The organism is Hydrogenophaga sp. GW823-FHT04C09 (genome assembly GCF_058796355.1).
In genome coordinates this window covers 931731-949296 of sequence record NZ_JBXAIO010000001.1, presented here as the reverse complement: position 1 = coordinate 949296, position 17566 = coordinate 931731, and the positions used below count along the sequence as shown (strand labels likewise).

14 protein-coding genes are annotated in these 17566 nt (G+C 71.0%); 2 read left to right on the top strand and 12 right to left on the bottom strand.

Annotated features, from left to right (window positions below; all coding sequences use genetic code 11):
- Positions 1-90 precede the first annotated feature (90 nt).
- From pgi to AC1Q9M_RS04400, 9 genes are all read right to left on the bottom strand, one after another.
- On the bottom strand, positions 91-1665 hold the full coding sequence (gene pgi, locus AC1Q9M_RS04440) for a glucose-6-phosphate isomerase (protein ID WP_382323812.1): 1575 nt from the start codon (positions 1663-1665) through the stop codon (positions 91-93).
- Positions 1666-1687: 22 nt separating this feature from the next.
- Positions 1688-2326, bottom strand: coding sequence for a bifunctional 4-hydroxy-2-oxoglutarate aldolase/2-dehydro-3-deoxy-phosphogluconate aldolase (gene eda, locus AC1Q9M_RS04435; protein WP_382159385.1), 639 nt, complete (start codon positions 2324-2326; stop codon positions 1688-1690).
- Between the two features lie 11 nt (positions 2327-2337).
- Positions 2338-4224, bottom strand: a complete 1887-nt coding sequence (edd, locus tag AC1Q9M_RS04430) for a phosphogluconate dehydratase (RefSeq protein WP_492432599.1) — start codon at positions 4222-4224, stop codon at positions 2338-2340.
- 14 nt (positions 4225-4238) lie between these two features.
- Positions 4239-4979 carry a 6-phosphogluconolactonase gene (gene pgl, locus AC1Q9M_RS04425; RefSeq protein WP_382159383.1) on the bottom strand — a complete coding sequence of 247 codons (741 nt, stop codon included), beginning with the start codon at positions 4977-4979 and terminating at the stop codon, positions 4239-4241.
- Positions 4980-4983: 4 nt separating this feature from the next.
- Positions 4984-6459 carry a glucose-6-phosphate dehydrogenase gene (gene zwf, locus AC1Q9M_RS04420; RefSeq protein WP_382323814.1) on the bottom strand — a complete coding sequence of 492 codons (1476 nt, stop codon included), beginning with the start codon at positions 6457-6459 and terminating at the stop codon, positions 4984-4986.
- Between the two features lie 122 nt (positions 6460-6581).
- The gene (locus tag AC1Q9M_RS04415; RefSeq protein WP_492432597.1) at positions 6582-7250 is read right to left on the bottom strand and encodes an ABC transporter ATP-binding protein; all 669 of its coding nucleotides are present in this window, start codon (positions 7248-7250) and stop codon (positions 6582-6584) included.
- Entirely contained in the window at positions 7247-8215 is a 969-nt protein-coding gene (gene miaA / locus AC1Q9M_RS04410) for a tRNA (adenosine(37)-N6)-dimethylallyltransferase MiaA (protein ID WP_492432595.1), read from the bottom strand. Before miaA ends, AC1Q9M_RS04415 begins: the two co-directional genes overlap by 4 nt.
- An 11-nt stretch (positions 8216-8226) precedes the next feature.
- Complete coding sequence (locus AC1Q9M_RS04405) at positions 8227-9498, bottom strand: Bcr/CflA family efflux MFS transporter (protein WP_382159375.1); 1272 nt, start codon at positions 9496-9498, stop codon at positions 8227-8229.
- A gap of 36 nt (positions 9499-9534) precedes the next feature.
- Positions 9535-10872, bottom strand: coding sequence for a winged helix-turn-helix domain-containing protein (locus AC1Q9M_RS04400; RefSeq protein ID WP_492432593.1), 1338 nt, complete (start codon positions 10870-10872; stop codon positions 9535-9537).
- Between the two features lie 91 nt (positions 10873-10963).
- Between AC1Q9M_RS04400 and AC1Q9M_RS04395 the strand changes: the two genes are divergently transcribed.
- Positions 10964-12265: a serine hydrolase domain-containing protein gene (locus AC1Q9M_RS04395; protein WP_382159371.1), complete on the top strand. Its 1302-nt coding sequence runs from the start codon at positions 10964-10966 to the stop codon at positions 12263-12265.
- A gap of 7 nt (positions 12266-12272) precedes the next feature.
- Here the strand turns inward: AC1Q9M_RS04395 and AC1Q9M_RS04390 are convergent, their stop codons facing one another.
- The 3 genes from AC1Q9M_RS04390 to mutL form a co-directional block, all read right to left on the bottom strand.
- Positions 12273-13151 (bottom strand): alpha/beta hydrolase, encoded by an 879-nt coding sequence (locus tag AC1Q9M_RS04390; RefSeq protein ID WP_492432591.1) that lies wholly within the window; start codon positions 13149-13151, stop codon positions 12273-12275.
- Between the two features lie 220 nt (positions 13152-13371).
- Positions 13372-14715 carry an NADP-specific glutamate dehydrogenase gene (gdhA, locus tag AC1Q9M_RS04385; RefSeq protein WP_492432589.1) on the bottom strand — a complete coding sequence of 448 codons (1344 nt, stop codon included), beginning with the start codon at positions 14713-14715 and terminating at the stop codon, positions 13372-13374.
- Positions 14716-14864: 149 nt separating this feature from the next.
- Positions 14865-16778, bottom strand: a complete 1914-nt coding sequence (gene mutL, locus AC1Q9M_RS04380; protein ID WP_492432587.1) for a DNA mismatch repair endonuclease MutL — start codon at positions 16776-16778, stop codon at positions 14865-14867.
- 36 nt (positions 16779-16814) lie between these two features.
- Between mutL and AC1Q9M_RS04375 the strand changes: the two genes are divergently transcribed.
- The gene (locus AC1Q9M_RS04375; protein ID WP_382159364.1) at positions 16815-17471 is read left to right on the top strand and encodes a DedA family protein; all 657 of its coding nucleotides are present in this window, start codon (positions 16815-16817) and stop codon (positions 17469-17471) included.
- The last annotated feature ends 95 nt before the right edge of the window (positions 17472-17566 follow it).

Genomic DNA, 17566 nt, shown 5'->3' with positions numbered 1-17566 from the left:
CGTTTATACCCGATACGGTATTTTTTGCCGCATTTTTGCGCGACAAAGCACGGTTTGGGGCCCGCTTGCGGCCCGTTGTCGCCACCAGGCTCAGCGGGCGGCCTGCTCCATCGCCTTGGCCATGGTCTTGCCCAGCTCCACGCCCCACTGATCGAAAGCGTTGATGCGCCAGACCGCGGCCTGGGTGAACACCTTGTGTTCGTAGAGCGCGATCAGGGCACCCAGGCGCGCCGGGTCCAGGCGGTCCAGCCAGAGGATGTGGCTCGGGATGTTGCCCTCGAAACTGCGGTGCGGCGCCATGGCCCGGGCATCGGCTTCGCTCATGCCGTCCTTCTGCAGCAGCGCCTGCGTGTCGGCCAGCGAGCGCCCGCGCGCCATGGCCTCGGCCTGGGCGCGCAGGTTGAGGTTGACTACCTCGTGGTGCGTCGCGGCCAGGGGCAGGGGCGTGTCTTCGTTCTGCACGCCGATGAAGTCCACCGGCACGGTGTGCCGGCCCTGGTGGATCAGCTGGAAGTAGGCGTGTTGCCCGTCGATGCCCAGCCCGCCCCAGACGATGGGGCCGGTGTCCACCGTGGCGGGCGTGCCGTCGGTGTGCGTGCGCTTGCCGTTGGACTCCATGTCCATCTGCTGCACGAAGGGCGTGAAACGCACCAGGCGCGAGGCGTAGGGCACGACCAGCTGCGTGGGCAGGCCCAGGAAGTTGCGGTTCCAGATCCCGTTCAGGGCCAGCTGCACCGGCAGGTTCTGCGCCAGCGGCGTGGTGCGGAAGTGCTCGTCCATGGCGCGAGCGCCGGCCAGGAAGAGGCGGAAATGCTCGGAGCCGATGGCAATCGCCAGCGGCAGGCCCAGCGCCGACCACACGGAATAGCGCCCGCCCACCCAGTCCCAGAACAGGAAGGTGCGCTCGGCCGGGTAGCCCAGCTTCGCGGCCTGCGCCGGGCTGGCGGTGATGGCCACCAGGTGCTGGCCCAGCGCGTCGGCCGGGCAGCCGTGGTCGCTCAGCCAGCGCCGCGCGCTCGCGGCGTTGGTCAGCGTTTCCTGCGTGGTGAAGGTCTTGCTGGAGACGATGAACAGCGTGCGCGCGGCGTCCAGCCCACGCAACACGCTCCACAGCGCCCAGGCATCGGGGTTGGATACGTAGTGCACCCGCACGCCCGGGTGGGCCAGGTGCGCCAGCGCGTCGGCCGCCATGCGCGGGCCGAGGTCGGAGCCGCCGATGCCGATGTTCACCACGTCGGTGATGGCTTCGCCGCTGTGCCCGCGCACCGTGCCCGCGCGCAGGGCTTCGGCGAAGTCGCAGACGCGGGCCAGTTCGACCTGCACGGCCTTCTGCACGTCCGCGCCCCAGGGCCCGGTGTGCAGCGGGTCGCCGCGCAGCGCCACGTGCAGCACGGGTCGGCCTTCGGTGGTGTTGATGGGCTCGCCGCGGAACATGGCGTCGCGCTGGGCCGCCACGCCGGCCTGCTCGGCCAGCGCCAGCAGCGCCTGCTGAATGGCGGGCGAGACGCGCTGGCGGCTCGCGTCCAGCGTGATGCCGGCGGCGCGCAGCGCCATGCGCTCGGCGCGGCCGGTGTCGGCGGGCAGCAGCTCGCGCAGGTGGGGCTGCGGTGCCCCGGCCAGGGATTGCAGCTGGGCCCAGGCGGGCAGGGTGGTGGGCAGGGTCATGGGTCGGTGGCGTGCGGTGGCGTCAGACGGCGGTGGCCAGGGTGGTGGCTTCGCGCGCGAGGCGGGCGATGCGTTTCCAGTCGCCCTGGCGCAGCGCGTCCGAGGGCGTGAGCCAGGAGCCGCCGGCCATGGCCACGTTGGGCAGGGCCAGGATCTCGCGCAGGTTCTCGGGGCTCACGCCGCCGGTGGGGCAGAAGCGCACGTCGGGCAGGGGCGCACCCAGCGCCTTGAGCATGCCGATGCCGCCGGCCTGCGCGGCGGGAAACAGCTTCATCAGCGTGAAGCCGTGGTCGCGCGCGCGCATCACCTCGCTGGGCGTCATCACGCCGGGAATGAAGGGCAGCCTGGCCGCCTTCACCGCGTCCACCAGGGCGTCGGAGCAGCCCGGCGACAGGGCGAACTTCGCGCCCGCGTTCACCACCTGGGTCACCTCGGCCGCGCGCGTGACGGTGCCGGCGCCCAGGTGCATCTTGGGCACGGCGCGCGCCACGGCCTCGATGGCGCGCAGCGCGACGCCCGAGCGCAGGGTGATCTCCATCACGTCGATGCCGCCTTCGAGTAGCGCATGCGCCAGCGGCACGGCCTGGGCCTCGTCGCTCAGGACGATGACGGGCACGACACGGGCGGTGAAAGCAGGGCGGGTGAAGCAGGTGGTCGTCATGGTGTCTGGGTTCAGGCGGTGGGGGTTGCAACGGGGGCCACGGGGCGGTTCACCGCCAGCGGGGCGAACAGGGGCGAGGCGCCCGATTCGGCCGCGCCCGCATTTTCGCGGAACAGGCCGAACAGTTCGCGCCCGCTGCCGTGTTCGTTGGCGCTCAGGTCGGGGTGTTTGATGCGGCGGCGGGCCAGGGTGCGGGCATCGACCTCGAGTTCGAGCACGCCGCGCTCGCAGTCGAGCGTGATCCAGTCGCCGTCGCGCACGCGCGCGATCGGGCCGTTGGACAAGGCCTCGGGGCTGAGGTGGATGGCCGCAGGCACCTTGCCCGAGGCGCCGGACATGCGGCCGTCGGTGACCAGCGCCACCTTGAAGCCCTTGTCCTGCAGCACGGCCAGCGGCGGCGTGAGCTTGTGCAGCTCGGGCATGCCGTTGGCGCGCGGGCCCTGGTAGCGCACCACGGCGATCAGGTCGCGCTCCAGCTTGCCTTCGTTGAACAGGGTCAGCAGGTCCTGCTGGTCGCTCACCACCACGGCCTGGGCGCGCACCACGCGGTGCTCGGGCTTGACCGCCGAGACCTTCACCACGCTGCGCCCCAGGTTGCCCTGCAGCAGGCGCAGGCCACCGTCGGCGCTGAAGGGCTCGCTCACCGGCCGCAGCACCGAGAGGTCGCCGCTCTGTTCGGGCACCGGGCGCCAGGCGAGCTGGCCGCTGTCGAGCCAGGGCTCGCGCGTGTAGCTGTCCAGGCCCGCGCCCATCACGGTGTTCACGTCGGCGTGCAGCAGGCCGGCGGCGAGCAGCTGCTGCATCAGGTAACCCATGCCGCCGGCGGCGTGGAAGTGGTTCACGTCGGCGCTGCCGTTGGGGTAGACGCGCGCCAGCAGCGGCACCACGTGCGAGAGCTCGGCGAAATCGTCCCAGTCGATCAGCACACCGGCGGCGCGCGCCATGGCCACGAGGTGCAGCGTGTGGTTGGTCGAGCCGCCCGTGGCCAGCAGGCCGACGATGCCGTTGACCAGGGTCTTCTCGGTCACGATGTCGGCCAGGCTCAGCGCGGGTTCGCCGGTGCGGCCGGTGTTGGCCACCGCGCGCTTGACCGCGCCCAGGGTGAGTGCCTCGCGCAACGGCGTGCCGGGGTTGACGAACGAGGCGCCGGGCAGGTGCAGGCCCATGATCTCCATCAGCATCTGGTTGCTGTTGGCCGTGCCGTAGAAGGTGCAGGTGCCAGGGCTGTGGTAGGCCTGGGCCTCCGATTCGAGCAGCGCGTCGCGGCCCACCAGGCCTTGCGCGTACTGCTGGCGCACCTTGGCCTTGGCGTCGTTCGAGAGGCCCGAGGTCATGGGGCCGGCGGGCACGAACACGGTGCTCAGGTGGCCGAACTGCAGCGCGCCCATGAACAGGCCGGGCACGATCTTGTCGCAGATGCCGAGCATGAGCGCGGCGTCGAACACGTTGTGCGAGAGCGCCACGGCGGTGGAGAGCGCGATCACGTCGCGCGAGAACAGCGAGAGCTCCATGCCGGCCGCGCCCTGCGTGATGCCGTCGCACATGGCGGGCACGCCGCCGGCCACCTGCACCGTGGCGCCCAGGCCGTGCGCGTGGTCGCGGATCTTCTGCGGGTAGGTCTCGTAGGGCTGGTGCGCCGAGAGCATGTCGTTGTACGCGGTGACGATGCCCAGGTGCGGCGCGCGTTCGGCGTGGATCTGGAGCTTGTCGGCCAGGGGCAGCGCGGCCGTGGTGTGGGCCATGTTGGCGCAGCCCATGCCGGTGCGCTGCGTGCCTTTCTTGCGCTGCGCGGCCATGGCGGCGAGGTAGGTCGCGCGCGTGGCGGCGCTGCGCTCGGTGATGCGCTGCGTGACGTGGGCCAGGGTGGGGTGCAGGGGGGCGTTCGTGGTGGTGGTCATTTTGGGTGTCTCGTTCAGGCCAGCCAGACGCTCACGGGCGTGAGGTGCTGGTTGAGCACCAGCGACACCGGCAGGCTTTCGTCGGCGGCGAGCCGGGCCTGCTGGTACACGGCGAGCTTGCTCGCGCCGCTGATGGAGAGGGCCAGTTCGCGCGTGGCGAGCAAGGCCGGCAGGGTGAGGGTGAGGCGCGCGTGCGGCGCGCGCGACGCTTCGGCGGGGCGCTGCCAGGTCACCGGGCCGCTGCCGTGCAGCGCGCGGGCCAGGCCGGGCGCGCCCGGAAAGATCGACGCGGTGTGGCCATCCTCGCCCATGCCGAGCACGGCCAGGTCCATGGGCCAGGGCTGGGTGGCCAGGCGGTGGTTGGCGCCGTCGGCGAGGGCCGCGAGCGCGGCGTCGTCGAGCACGGTGGGCAGGCGGTCGAAGAAGGGCACGAAGCGGGCCGCGGCGGCGGCGCCCTGCAGCAGGTGGGTGCGCACCAGGGCGGTGTTGCTCTCGGGGTGGTCGTGCGGCACGCAGCGCTCGTCCACCAGCAGCACGCTCACATGGTCCCATTCCACCGGCTGCTCGCGCAGGCGTTCGAACATCGCCACCGGCGACTTGCCGCCCGAGACCGCGAGCACCGCGTGGCCACGCGCACCGATCGCCTCGCGCAGGCGCTGCGCGGCATGCAGGGCCAGCTGCGCCGCGAGTTCGGCCGCGTTGCTGGCGGGGTGCACCTGCAGCGGGTTGGGTGGGGGGCGGTCGAGCGCGTTCATGGGGTCAGGCTTCTTCCACCCAGGCCGAGCCTTCGCGCGCCATCAGCGCGGACGAGGCGGCGGGCCCCCAGCTGCCGGCGGTGTAGGGGCGGGGCTTCTCGCTCAGGTTGCTCCAGCCGTCGAGGATGGGCTCGACCCAGGTCCAGGCGGCTTCGAGTTCGTCGCGCCGCATGAAGTGCGTCAGGCGGCCCTTGATCACGTCCATGAGCAGGCGCTCGTAGGCTTCGGCGCGGCGCGCGCTGAAGGCCGATTCGAGGTCCAGGTCCAGGCTCACCGGGCGCAGGCGCATGCCGCTGCCGGGTTCCTTGGCCATCATCTGCAGCTGCACGTGTTCCTCGGGTTGCAGGCGGATCATCAGCCGGTTGACCGGCTGGCGCGGTGCGTCGGGGAAGATGGTGTACGGCAGGTCGGCGAACTCGATGACGATCTCCGAGCGGCGCTCGGCCATGCGCTTGCCGGTGCGCAGGAAGATCGGCACGTTGGCCCAGCGCCAGTTGTTGATGTGCGCGCGCAGGGCCACGAAGGTTTCGGTGGTGCTGTCGGCGGGCACGTTGGCTTCCTGCAGGTAGCCCGCGGCCTTGTCGCCGTTGGAGGCGCCGGCGGTGTACTGGCCGCGCACGGTGTCGCGCGCCACGTCGGCCTCGGTCATGGGGCGCAGCGAGCGCAGCACCTTGAGTTTTTCGTCGCGCACGGCATCGGGGTCGAGCGAGACCGGGGGCTCCATGGCCACGATGCACAGCAGCTGCAGCAGGTGGTTCTGCACCATGTCGCGCAGCGCGCCGGTGCCATCGTAGAAGCCGGCGCGGCTGCCCACGCCGACCGACTCGGCCACCGTGATCTGCACGCTCTTGATGTAGGGGCTGCGCCAGAGCGGCTCGAAGATGGTGTTGCCAAAGCGCAGCACCATCATGTTCTGCACCGTCTCCTTGCCCAGGTAGTGGTCGATGCGGAAGGTCTGCCCCTCGCTGAAGTAGCGGCCCACCTCGTCGTTGATGGCGCGCGCCGAGGCCAGGTCGTGGCCCAGCGGCTTTTCCAGCACCACGCGCGAGCGCTCGTCGATCAGGCCGGCGCCATGCAGGTTGGCGCAGATGCCGGTGAACAGCGTGGGCGCGGTGGCGAGGTAGTACACGCGGTCCGAACCCGGCTGCAGCGCGCCGGCCAGGGCGGTGAAGTCGGCCGGCTGCGTGGCGTCGAGGCACACATAGCCCAGGCGCGCCACGAAGCCTTGCCAGGCGGTTTCGTCCAGCGTCTCGGGGGCGATGAAGGCGCGCACCTTCTCGTGGATGAAGGCGGTGAAGGTCTCGCGGTCCCAGGGCTGGCGGCCCAGGGCGTGGATGCGCGTGGCCTCGGGCAGGTTGCGGTGCAGGTGCGCCATGTAGAGCGCGGGCAGCAGCTTGCGCACCGAGAGGTCGCCCACGCCGCCGAAGATCACCAGATCGAGCGGCTCGGCAGGGGTGGGGGCGGGATTCGTTGTGACCATGGTCTAATTTAGTTACTTGTGATTTTGGATTTTATTGTAATCAAGTTACATGGCGGGTTCTTTTCACCCGGCCATGCCCTGACCTTACCGCGATGCCCCGCGCCGTGCACGCGGAAAACGTGTCAGGTGGTGAGCGCGGGCTGCAGGCCCGAGGCGGTGAGGTGCAGCACGCGCTGCGCGCGCGCAGCGGCCGCGCGGGAGTGCGTGACCAGCACCAGCGCCGCGCCGCTCTCGGTGGCCTGCTGCTGCAGCACGTCCATGACCTGGGTGGCGGTGCTGGGGTCGAGGTTGCCGGTGGGCTCGTCGGCCAGCAGCAAACCAGGGCGGTGCACCAGCGCGCGCGCGATCGCCACGCGCTGCAGCTGACCACCCGAGAGTTCGGCCGGCAGCCGCGCGCCCAGCCCGCCCAGGCCCACGGCGTCGAGCATCTGCCGCACGCGCGCTGGGTCGGGGCGGCCCAGCAGCAGCAGGGGCAGGCCCACGTTCTGCGCCACGTCCAGGTGCGGCAGCACGTGGAAGGCCTGGAACACGAAGCCCAGGTGCTCGCGCCGCCAGTGCGCGCGCTGGGTCTCGTCGAGCGTGCCGAGGTCCACGCCCTGGTGGGTGATGTGGCCTTCGCTCCAGTCGTCGAGCGCGGCCAGGCAGTTGAGCAGGCTGGACTTGCCCACGCCCGACTCGCCCACGATGGCGACGAACTCGCCCGGGGCCACGCTCAGGCTCACCTGGCTGAACACGGGCGTGTCGCCGTAGCGCTTGCCGAGTTCGTGGACCACCAGGGCCGGCGTGCTCATGCGGCCGGGCCCAGCCAGGTTTCGACGGTGTGCAGCACCTGGGCCAGTGCGTCGGGCGCGTCGCAGGCGATCACGCGGCGCTGTGGCATGGAGCGCAGCCAGGTGAGCTGGCGCTTGCCGAGCTGGCGGGTGGCGAAGATGCCGAGGTCGCGCAGCTCGGCGAGCTGTTCGCGCGTGAGCGCGTCGCCGTGGGCCTGCAGCATGTCCCAGGCCTGGCGGTAGCCCACGCAGCGCATGGACGGCAGCTCGGTGGAGAGGTCGCCGCGCGCGCGCAGCGCGCGCACCTCGTCGAGAAAACCGGCGGCGAGCATGTCGTCGAAGCGCTGGGCGATGCGCGCGTGCAGCCAGGCGCGGTCCTGCGGTTCGAGCGAGATCAGGTGCTCGGGCGCGAGCGGGCTGTCCGGGTTGTGGGTGCGGCCGGTCTGGAAGCTGGAGAGGGGTTGGCCCGAGACCTCGTGCACCTCCAGCGCGCGCTGGATGCGCTGCGAGTCGTTGGGCGGCAGGCGCGCGGCGGTGATCGGGTCCACGCGCGCGAGTTCGGCGTGCAGCGCCGGCCAGCCCAGTTCGAGCGCGCGCGCTTCGATGCGTTCGCGCACGCGGGCGTCGGCCTGGGGCATCTCGTCCAGGCCCACCAGCAGGGCCTTGAAATACAGCATGGTGCCGCCCACCAGCAGCGCGGTGCGGCCGCGCGCGGCGATCTCGTCCACCAGGCGCGTGGTGTCGCGCACGAAGTCGGCGGCGCTGTAGCTCTGCAGCGGGTCGAGGATGTCGATCAGGTGGTGCGGCACCTGGGCGCGTTCTTGCGCGCTGGGCTTGGCGCTGCCGATGTCCATGCCGCGGTAGACCAGGGCCGAGTCGACGCTGATGATTTCCACCGGCCAGCGCAACGCGATGGCCAGCGAGGCCGCGCTCTTGCCGCTGGCCGTGGGGCCGGCGAGTGCGATGCAACGGGGAGCGACTGGCATGGTGAGGGGTGTCAACGGGCCGATGCGCTCACGCGCTGCGGCGCGGTGTGCGCCTCGCCATGGCGCTGCACCAGCGTCCAGGCCACGAGGGCGATGAGCACGCTCCAGAACCACAGGCCATTGGTCAGCGGCAGCACCGAGCCGCGCCCTTCACCGATGCCGGCCAGGCTCACGCCGAGCCAGCCGCCCATGGCGAAGGCCGTGACCATCGACAGGAAACCGCTGAGCGCCGAGGCCGCGCCGGCGGCCTGCGGAAACGGGCCCACCGCGCCGCTCTGGCCGCAGGGCTGGTGCACGCCGTGCGCGAGCATGAAGAGCCAGAACGGCACCAGGATGGCCCAGGTGCTCTGCACGCCCAGCAGCCCCAGGACACCCATGCTGGTACCGGCGGTGAGCGTGATGACCCCGGCGACGGCCACGGTGCGGCGCAGGCCCAGGCGCGGCAGCAGCTGTCGGCACAGGAAGGTGCCCAGGATGTAGACCAGCGAGATGCTGAACATCACCACGCCATAGGCCGTGGTGGACAGGCCGAGCACGCGGATGAACACGAAGGACGAGGCCGCGAGAAAGGTGAACAGGCCGCCGTAGGACGCGGTGGACAGCAGCGCGAAGGCCCAGAACGTGGGGTGGCGCGCGATCTGCGCCCAGTTGCCGAACAGGGTGCCGGGCGAGAGCGCGCGCGGGTTCTTCTGCGCCAGGGTCTCTTCGAAACGCCAGGCCACGACCAGCAGGGTGATGGCGCCGAACACCGCGAGCGCCATGAGCGAGACGCGCCAGCCGAACAGGTCCGACAGCAGGCCGCCGGTGGGCGACGCGGCGCAGGCGATCACGCCCAGGCCGGTGAGGCCTTTGGACATGACGCGCGCGCCTTCGCTGGGCGCGTACAGGTCGCGCACGATGGCGCGCGCGCACATCACGCCCGCGCCCATGGCCGCGCCCTGCACCGCGCGCCAGACGATGAGCTGTTCCATCGACGGCGCGAAGGTGCTGCCGATCGAGGCCGCGACGAAGGCGCTCATGCCCACCAGCAGCACGGGCCGGCGGCCGTGGCGGTCCGACAGCGGGCCCCACACCAGCTGCGACAGGCCGAAGCACAGCAGCAGCGCGGTGAGCGTGAGCTGGGCCTGCGACATGGGCGCGCCAAAGCCCGAGGTGAGCGCGGGCAGCGCGGGCAGGTAGAGGTCGGTGGCGATCGGCTGCAGGCCCAGCAGCAGCGACAGCACCAGCACGATCAGGCCGGGCGACATGGCGGAAGAAGAGGGCGAAGGAGGCGGGGCGGGCATCCGGTCGAGGGTAGCAGAACGCCTTGCGGCGCGTGGCTAGCGGGGTGGCCAGACGCGGGCCGCGATGGCCGGCCAGCGCGGTTCGCTGCGCAGGCCGTGATTCTCGGTGGCCAGCAGCACCAGCGGCAGGTGTCCGCAGCCCTCGGTGGCGGCGCGCTCCAGGCGGTCCATCGCTTCATCGCGGCGGCCTAGCAGCGCGAGCGCCGCGACGTGGGTGGCCTGCTCGCTCGGGTTGCCCTGCTGGGTGCCGGCGATCACGCGCGCGGCCGCGTCGGCCTCGCCGCAGCGCGCGAGCACATAGCCCAGCGTGGACGCGGCGAAGACCCACGCGGCCGGGTCGGGCAGCAGCTCGAGGGCCTGGGCGGCCAGTGCGGGCGAGGGCGCCACCAGGGCCTGCACGCCCAGCAGGTGCAAGGCGGCGGCGCGGTGCTCGGGCGCGTTCTCGCGCGTGCGCCGGGCCCGCGCGAGCGCGGCTTCGGGGTCGCCCGCGGTGGCCAGCGCGCGCGCCAGCAGGATGGCCATGTAGACCGAGAACGGGTTCAAGCGCAGGGCCTGCTCCAGCGCCGCCACGGCCTCGCGCGGCCGGTCCGTGGCGAGCAGGTGCCAGCCCCGGTAGTAGTGCGTGGCGGCGTCCAGCGGCGAACTGGCCAGGGCGCGTCCGTGCAGCGCGGCGGCCTCGTCGAAGCGCCAGGCGCAGTCGAGCAGGTGCGCGCTTTCGGCCCACAGGCCGGGCATGTGGGGCGCGCCGTGGGCCACGCGGTCCAGGTGCGCCAGGGCCTCGTCGATGCGCTCGCGCCGCACAGCCAGGCCGCAGCTCACCGTGGCCGCGAGGCACTCGGCCAGCGCGAGCGGCGCCGCGAGGTAGTCCGGCACTTCGTCGATCAGCGCGCGCAGCAGCCGCTCGGCGCGCACGAGCGCCTCGGCGGTGCGCTGCTGCACGAGCTGGCGCGCGTGGGTCAGCGTCTCCACCTGGTGCGGCGCTGCCATGGCGGCATGCGCCAGCCGACCATGCGCGGGCGACGGGGCCTCGTTGGTGGAGGCGATCACCTCCAGCCGGTAGCCGCGCCGGTACACCGCGCGCAGGGCCAGGCCGGTGGCCGGCGGCAGGGCCTGGCGCAGCTGTGCGATGCAGCGGGCCAGGCTTTCGTCCGACATCGGCTGGCCGGCCCACACCTGCCGCGCGAACTGCTCCTTGGACACGGTGCGCGGCCATTGCCGCAGCAGCAGGTGCAGCACCGCGCGCTCCTTGGGCGGCAGCGCGAGCGGCCGGCCGTGGTGGCAGACATCGCCGTCGTCGGCGGCGGTGTAGCCCAGCCCGCCGGGGTGGGTGCCGGTGGGCGCGTCGTTGTCGTCGTCGCGTGCGGGACTGGGCATCAGGTTCTCATCAAGATTGCGCGCCATTGTCCCGGTAACTTGCCCGTGGCGAGACCCCGGTATTCCCGAACCACAACAGGAGACAAGACCCATGCGCCACCGCGTCCGACCGATCACCACCGCCCTCTGCGGCCTGCTGCTGGCCCTGCCCACGGCCTGGGCCCAGGCCCCGCAACTGCCGCCACCCGACAGCGTGCTGCTCGACAAGCTCGGCTACATGGAAGGCTTTCCGCCGGCCCCCGACAAGCTGGTGGACAACGGCAACCGCACCCGCTACCCGCAGATGACCTGGTCGCTGCAGCACGTGCGCGAGTTGCTGCCCACGCGCAACATCCGCCGCGGCCCGGCGGCGGTGGCCCCGCTGCCGCGCCGCGAGAAGAACCTGGACGACTGGGCCTTCGCCGACGAGCAGGGCGGGCGCACCACCATCGCCGAGTGGCAGCGCAACACCTACACCGACGCCCTCATCGTGCTGCACCGCGGCCGGGTGGTGTACGAGCGCTACCGCAACATGAAGCCCGAGACGCCGCACCTGCTGTTCTCCGTCACCAAGAGCTTCACCGGCCTGCTGGCCGCGCAGCTCGCGCACGAAGGCCGCATCGACCCGGCCGCGCGCGTGACGCAGTACGTGCCCGAACTGGCCGGCAGCGCCTGGGACGACATGAGCGTGCGCCAGGTGATGGACATGACCGGCGCGGTGCGCTACCGCGAGGTCTACACCGATCCCACGACCGAGGTGTTCCCCTACCTGTTCTCCAGCGGCATGCTGCCCGCGCCAGCCACCTACACCGGGCCGAAGGACATCTACAGCTTTCTCAAGACCTTGAAGAAGGAGGGCGAGCACGGCGAGGCCTTCGTCTACCGCACCGTGCATTCCGAGGTGCTGGGCTGGATCGTCTCGCGCGCGAGCGGCCAGCACTTCGCCGACCTGCTGAGCGAACGCGTCTGGCAGAAGCTGGGCGCCGAGGAAGACGCGAGCGTGATGATCGACTCGGTGGGCACGCCGCTGCAGGGCTCGGGCATGAGCGCCACGCTGCGCGACCTGGCGCGCTTTGGCGAGATGCTGCGCCGGGGCGGCGAGTTCAACGGCCAGCGCATCCTGGCCAGCGAGGTGATCGCCGACACCGCGCGCGGCGGCGACCGCGAGAAGTTCGCCAAGGCACCGGGCCAGCAGGCGCGCGCGGGCTACAGCTACCGCAACCAGTGGTGGGCGCTGCACAACGCCGATGGCGCCTGGGAGGCGGCCGGCGTGCACAACCAGTTCATCCACATCAACCCCAAGGCCGAGATGGTGGTGGTGAAGCTGTCCTCGCACCCGATCGCGGCGGCGGCGGCCACCATGCCCTTGAACCACAAGGCCTGGGCGGCGCTGGCCCAGGCGGTGCAGCACTGAGCCGGGTCTAGCGCTCGACCACCTTCAGCGCGTCCGCGCTCTCGTCGCGCATGCCGAACAGGCTGGAGAGCGCGGCGCGGTACTGCGCCTGCCCGACCGAATTGGTGTTGTGGTGAGAGCCGCCTTCGACCAGCACGAAGGCCTTGCGGCCCTTGGCGGCCTCGTACAGCCTGCGGCCCAGCTCGGGCTGGATCAGGCGGTCGTCCCCGCCGTGCACCACGAGCAGTGGCGAGCCGATCTCGGGCACGCGCTTGACGGCCTCGAAGCGCTGCGTGATCAGCAGCGAGATCGGCAGCCAGCCCCATTTGAAGGTGCTGACCACGTCGGGAATGGAGGTGAAGGTGCCTTCGACCACGGTGCCGGCTTCGTCGTCCACCTGGGCCGCGAGTTCGATGGCGATGGCGCCGCCCAGCGAGTGGCCGAAGATGTAACGCGGCCGCCCGGGGTATTTTTCACCAAGCCAGTTCCAGGCCGCGCGCGCGTCTTCGTAGGCGGTGGTCTCGGAGGGCAGCTCGTTCGTGCTCTTGCCGAAACCCCGGTAGTCGATGGCCAGCACCGAGAAACCCAGGTCTTCCATGCGCCGGGCGCGGAAGGCCGAGCCGGTGACGTTGAAGCGCGCGCCGTGCAGGTAGAGCAGCACCGGCGCGTCCTTGCGGCGCTCGAAGTTCTCGTGCGCCGCCCACAGGCCATGCAGCTTCACCGGCTTGCCGGTCTTGGGGGAGTCGAAATCGATCCACACGTCGTCCATGCCCTCGGCGGCGCTGAGGCCGCCTGCCCAGGTGCGGTCGGAGGGCTGGAAGATCCAGAAGCGCTGCTTCTCATCCAGTGTGGCGCACCCGGCCAACAGGGCCAGGGCGGCGAGCAGGGTGACAATGAGGCGCTTCATGGCGGTGATGGATGCACCAGAAGGGGAAAAAGTTCAGGTACTTTCCTCCTTCCGCAGGTTCCATGCCACACCGCCGGGGCACCGCGAAGGCGCCCGCGTGGTTTAGATCACGCCTTGCGCCTGCGGGCAGAGCAGCCAGAGACACCGAGGGTCCGGCTTTGCCGGCCCCAGGTGTCGTCCCCCTTCAGGGGGAAGCCGCGTGAGCGGCGCAGGGGGTGCGCTAAATGACGCCTTGGGCCAGCATCGCGTCGGCCACCTTCACGAAGCCGGCGATGTTCGCGCCGTCCACGTAGCTCACCGTGCCGTCGGCGCGGCGGCCGTGCTGCAGGCAGGCCTCGTGGATGCCGCGCATGATGGTGTGCAGGCGGGCATCGACCTCGTCGCGCGGCCAGGACAGGCGCATGGCGTTCTGGCTCATCTCCAGGCCGGAAGTGGCCACGCCGCCGGCGTTGCTGGCCTTGCCGGGCGCGTACAACACGCCGGCTTGCTCGAAGCGCTGCACCGCCTCCATGGTGGTGGGCATGTTGGCGCCCTCGGCCACGCAGATCACGCCGTTGCGGATCAGGGTGGCCGCGTCCTCGGCGTTGAGCTCGTTCTGGGTGGCGCAGGGCAGGGCCACGTCCACCGGCACGGCCCAGGGGTTCTTGCCGGGCTCGAAGCGCGTCTTGGTGCGCTCGGCGTAGTCGCTCACGCGGCCGTAGAGGTGGTTCTTCACCTCCATCAGCTCGGCGAGCTTGGCGGGGCTGAAGCCGTCCTCGTCGATCACGGTGCCGCTGGAGTCGGAGACCGTGACCACCTTGGCGCCCAGCGCCATGGCCTTTTCGACCGCGTACTGCGCCACGTTGCCCGAGCCGGACACGCTCACGCGCAGGCCCTGGAAGCTCATGCCGCGCTGCTTGAGCATCTCTTCGGCGAAGTACACCGTGCCGTAGCCCGTGGCCTCGGGGCGGATCAGCGAGCCGCCGAAGGACAGGCCCTTGCCGGTGAAGACGCAGTCGGCGCGGTTGCTGAGCTTTTTCATCATGCCGGCCATGAAACCGACTTCGCGCCCGCCCACGCCGATGTCGCCGGCCGGGACGTCCGTGTCGCTGCCGACGTGGCGGAACAGCTCGCTCACCAGGGCCTGGCAGAAGCGCATCACCTCGCCCGGGCGCTTGCCCTTGGGGTCGAAGTCGGAGCCGCCCTTGCCGCCGCCCATGGGCAGCGTGGTCAGCGCGTTCTTGAAGGTCTGCTCGAAGGCCAGGAACTTCAGGATCGACAGGTTCACCGAGGGGTGGAAGCGCATGCCGCCCTTGTAGGGGCCGATGGCCGAGCTGTGCTGGATGCGGTAGCCGCGGTTGACCTGCACGTCACCGTGGTCGTTGACCCAGGAAATGCGGAACATCACCACGCGCTCGGGTTCGACCAGGCGGTCCAGCAGGCCGTGTTCGGCGTATTTGGGGTGGGCGGCAATGAAAGGCCAGAGGCTTTCCATGACCTCCGAGACGGCCTGGTGGAATTCGGGTTGACCGGGGTTCTGGTGCGCGACGTGTTCGAGGAAATGGTGGGCCGAGGTGTATTTCATGTGTCTCATGCTTTAAAAAAGTGCATGAGATTATGCGCAACCTGCATTTCGTGACGCAAAACGCCCTGTTTTGGCGCAGCGGACGGTCGGCGTCCTTCTCGTTTACCCTAGGGTCTTGCCTGTTTTTGGTGCGAAAAAGCGGGCGCGAGTCAGCGGCCGCGCAGAAACAGGGCGTCCAGTTCCTTCATGCCCATCTGCCGCCAGGTGGGTCGGCCGTGGTTGCACTGGTCGGAGCGCTCGGTCACTTCCATCTGGCGCAGCAGCGCGTTCATCTCGTCGAGCGTGAGGCGCCGGTTGGCGCGCACCGCGCCGTGGCAGGCCATGGTGGCCAGCAGTTCGTTGCGGGCGCGTTGCACCACGGTGCTGGCTTCGTGCTGGCCCAGCTCGGCGAGCACGCTGCGCGCCAGCTCCACCGGGTCGCCCTGCGCCAGCGTGGTCGGCACGGCGCGCACGGCCAGCGTCTTGGGCGAGAGGGCGGTGATTTCCAGGCCCAGCGTGGCCAGCACGTCGGCGCCGTCCTCGGCGGTGGCCACCTCGTCGGGCGTGGCGGAGAAGGTGGCCGGGATCAGCAGCGGCTGGCTGGCCAGCTGCTGCTCGTCGAGCTGCTGCTTGAGCCGCTCGTAGACGATGCGCTCGTGGGCCGCGTGCATGTCCACCACCACGAGGCCGTGCGCGTTCTCGGCCAGGATGTACACGCCCTGCAGCTGCGCGATGGCGCGGCCCAGCGGCCAGTCGCCCTCGGGCAAGGCCTGAGGTGGCGCGGGGTCGGCGCTGCGCGCGGGCGGGGCCCAGGCGTTGGTGTTGAGGCTGGCCGTGGTCGGGGGGGCCGCGGCCGGCGCGGTGGCCCACAGGGCGCCCACGTCGCTCACGCGGTGGCCCACCTCGGGCTCGCGCGGCGCGAACGCAAACGGGGCCTGCCGCGCCGGGGGCGTCCAGGCCGGGGCGGCGGGCGCGGCCGCCGGCAGGGGGGCCGCCTCTGCTGCGCTGTTGCCCGAGCGGGGCACCGCGAGCGCGGCTTCCACCGCATGGTGCACGCCCTGGTGCACCTCGCGGCTGTCGCGAAAGCGCACCTCGATCTTGGTGGGGTGCACGTTCACGTCCACGCGCGTGGGGTCGAGCGAGACGAACAGCGCGTACACCGGCTGGCGGTGGCCGTGCAGCACGTCTTCGTAGGCGCTGCGCGCGGCGTGGGTGATGACCTTGTCGCGCACGTAGCGGCCGTTCACGTAGGCGAACTGCCAGTCGGCGCGCGAGCGTGCCGCGTCGGGCACGCCGGCGAAGCCCCACACGCGCAGGCGCTGCTGGCCATTCGCCACCAGGACGGGGGGGTCGATGGGCCAGTCCACCGCCACGGCCTGTGCCACGAAGTCCTCGCCCAGGACGTCGGCCAGGCGCTGGCGCAGTGCGGCCATGCCGCTGTCGCCGGCCACCGCGCGCCACTGCGCCACCAGCTTGCCCTCGTGCCAGATGGCGAAGCCCACGTCGGGCCGGGCCAGCGCGTGGCGGCGCACGGCCTCGATGCAGTGGGCGAGTTCGGTCGCGTCGGTCTTGAGGAACTTGCGCCGCGCGGGCGTGGCAAAAAACAGCTCGCGCACTTCCACCGTGGTGCCGGGCGCGCGGGCGGTGGGCTGCAGCTCGCCGCTGCGGCCGTCGAGCAGCCAGCCGTGGGGTTCGTCGGGCGTGTCCACGCGCGTGAGCAGCGAGACCTCGGCGATCGAGCAGATGGCGGCCAGCGCCTCGCCGCGAAAACCCATGGTGCCCACCGACTCCAGGTCGGAGAGGCTGGCGATCTTGCTGGTGGCGTGGCGCTTGAGCGCGTGGGGCAGCTCGCTGCGCAGGATGCCGCAGCCGTTGTCTTCCACGCTGATGAGCCGCACGCCGCCGGCCTGCAGGCGCAGCGTGATCTGCGTCGCGCCCGCGTCCAGCGCGTTGTCCACCAGCTCGCGCACCACCGAGGCGGGCCGCTCGACCACTTCGCCCGCGGCGATCTGGCTGATCAGCTCATCGGGCAGTTCGCGGATGGGGCGGCGGGGGAGGGCGGTGGGGGTGGGAAGGCTTGTCACGGGCAAATTGTAGGCCGCAGGGATAATGCCCCCACCATGGAAATCGTTACCTTCCTCATCGACTTCATCCTGAATGTGGACCAGCACCTTCAGACCTTCGTGCAGAACTACGGGGCCTGGGTCTATGCCCTGCTGTTCCTGATCATCTTCACCGAGACCGGTGTGGTGGTGATGCCCTTCCTGCCCGGGGACTCGCTGCTGTTCGTGGTGGGCGCGCTGTGCGGCGTGGGCCTGATGAGCCTGCCGCTGGCCATGGTGCTGCTGGTCATCGCCGCGGTGCTGGGCGACCAGACCAACTACACCATCGGCCGCTACTTCGGCCCCAAGGTGTTTCAGTGGGAGAACTCGCGCCTGTTCAACCGCAACGCCTTCAACCAGGCGCACGCCTTCTACGAGAAATACGGCGGCATCACCATCATCCTGGCGCGCTTCATGCCCTTCATCCGCACCTTCGCGCCCTTCGTGGCCGGCGTGGCCGAGATGACGCGCGTCAAGTTCACGGCCTACAACGTGATCGGCGCGCTGATCTGGGTGGTGGGCCTGACCACGGCGGGTTACCTGTTCGGCAACCTGCCCTGGGTGCAGGAGAACCTGAGCATGATCATCTGGGCCCTGATCATCGTGCCCGGCCTGATCGCCATCTTCGGCGCCTGGAAAGCCAGCCGCGAGGCCAAGCGCGCCGGCACCGCCTGAGCTGACTACTCCGCCGGAGCGCGCCGCCCACCAGGGGCAACAAGGGTCCGGCTCCGCCGGCCCGAGGTGCCGTCCCCCTCCCAGCCGAAGGCGCC

Coding starts and splice junctions, on each gene's coding strand:
- AC1Q9M_RS04390 (WP_492432591.1), bottom strand. CDS start 13,151: ATGAAGCGCCTCATTGTCACCCTGCTCGCCGCCCTGGCCCTGTTGGCC.
- zwf (WP_382323814.1), bottom strand. CDS start 6,459: ATGGTCACAACGAATCCCGCCCCCACCCCTGCCGAGCCGCTCGATCTG.
- edd (WP_492432599.1), bottom strand. CDS start 4,224: ATGACCACCACCACGAACGCCCCCCTGCACCCCACCCTGGCCCACGTC.
- AC1Q9M_RS04400 (WP_492432593.1), bottom strand. CDS start 10,872: ATGCCCAGTCCCGCACGCGACGACGACAACGACGCGCCCACCGGCACC.
- AC1Q9M_RS04395 (WP_382159371.1), top strand. CDS start 10,964: ATGCGCCACCGCGTCCGACCGATCACCACCGCCCTCTGCGGCCTGCTG.
- gdhA (WP_492432589.1), bottom strand. CDS start 14,715: ATGAAATACACCTCGGCCCACCATTTCCTCGAACACGTCGCGCACCAG.
- eda (WP_382159385.1), bottom strand. CDS start 2,326: ATGACGACCACCTGCTTCACCCGCCCTGCTTTCACCGCCCGTGTCGTG.
- miaA (WP_492432595.1), bottom strand. CDS start 8,215: ATGCCAGTCGCTCCCCGTTGCATCGCACTCGCCGGCCCCACGGCCAGC.
- pgl (WP_382159383.1), bottom strand. CDS start 4,979: ATGAACGCGCTCGACCGCCCCCCACCCAACCCGCTGCAGGTGCACCCC.
- AC1Q9M_RS04415 (WP_492432597.1), bottom strand. CDS start 7,250: ATGAGCACGCCGGCCCTGGTGGTCCACGAACTCGGCAAGCGCTACGGC.
- pgi (WP_382323812.1), bottom strand. CDS start 1,665: ATGACCCTGCCCACCACCCTGCCCGCCTGGGCCCAGCTGCAATCCCTG.
- AC1Q9M_RS04405 (WP_382159375.1), bottom strand. CDS start 9,498: ATGCCCGCCCCGCCTCCTTCGCCCTCTTCTTCCGCCATGTCGCCCGGC.
- AC1Q9M_RS04375 (WP_382159364.1), top strand. CDS start 16,815: ATGGAAATCGTTACCTTCCTCATCGACTTCATCCTGAATGTGGACCAG.